At 55.9% G+C, this 938-nt stretch carries 1 protein-coding gene; it reads right to left on the bottom strand.

From position 1 onward, the window contains the following. A partial coding sequence (locus tag C5471_RS23355; RefSeq protein ID WP_207627460.1) for a condensation domain-containing protein occupies positions 1 to 938 on the bottom strand: 938 nt, incomplete at both ends.

Below are 938 nucleotides of genomic sequence, written 5' to 3'. Positions count from 1 at the left end.
GTCAGCTCACCCGATAAATCAACACGCAACGCCAGCGTATTGACAAAGAATCCGATCAGCGACTCCACTTCCTGACGACTGCGGCCTGCACTCGGTGTGCCAATCACCACATCGTCCTGACCTGACAACCGCGACAGGACCACCGCCCAGGCGGACAACAGTGTCATAAATAACGTGACACCGTGCTGCTCACTCAGGCGTTTAAGCGCGGTCGTTAATGCCGTATCCAGGTTAACCGGCACGGCATACCCAACAAATGACTGCTCCGACGGACGGGGCCGGTCAGTAGGCAAATCCAGCAGAACCGGTGCGTCAGCCAGCAGAGTACGCCAATAATCAGATTGAACCTGAACACGTTCCGCTGACAACCACTGACGCTGCCAGGCGGCGTAATCCGGGTATTGAATCGCCAACGGAAGCAGCGGATCCGGTTGCCCGGCCAAAAACGCCGTATAGAGTGCGCTCAGTTCACGTATCAACACATCGACAGACCAGCCATCGGAAACAATGTGATGCTGAGTGAGCAGGAACCAGTATTCGTCATTGGTGAGCCGGATCAGACCGGTGCGGATTAGCGGGCCACGGTCAAGGTTAAATGATGCGTGCGCTTCCTCGGCACACAGACGTTTAAGAACACTCTCCGCATCCGGGAGCCCACGCAGGTCATGTTGAGACAGCAGCAAGCCGCTATCCGGTGCCAATAGCTGCACTTGTGGCTGCCCCTCAATAGAGACAAAGACAGAGCGTAGCGCTTCATGACGGGCAAACAAGGTATCCAGCGCCTTTTGCCAGGCCATGACATCCAGTTGACCACATAAGCGCAGGGCCATCGGGATATGATAAGTTTCGCTAACGCCCTCAATCTGTGCCAGGAACCACAAGCGTTGTTGAGCAAATGACAGCGGCAACTCACCCTCACGGGATATCGGCACGATGGC

The organism is Photorhabdus tasmaniensis, from assembly GCF_011189505.1.
In the GTDB taxonomy this organism is placed as follows: domain Bacteria; phylum Pseudomonadota; class Gammaproteobacteria; order Enterobacterales; family Enterobacteriaceae; genus Photorhabdus; species Photorhabdus tasmaniensis.
Note: the sequence above shows the minus strand (reverse complement) of the source record. Positions and strands in the feature narration are given on the sequence as shown.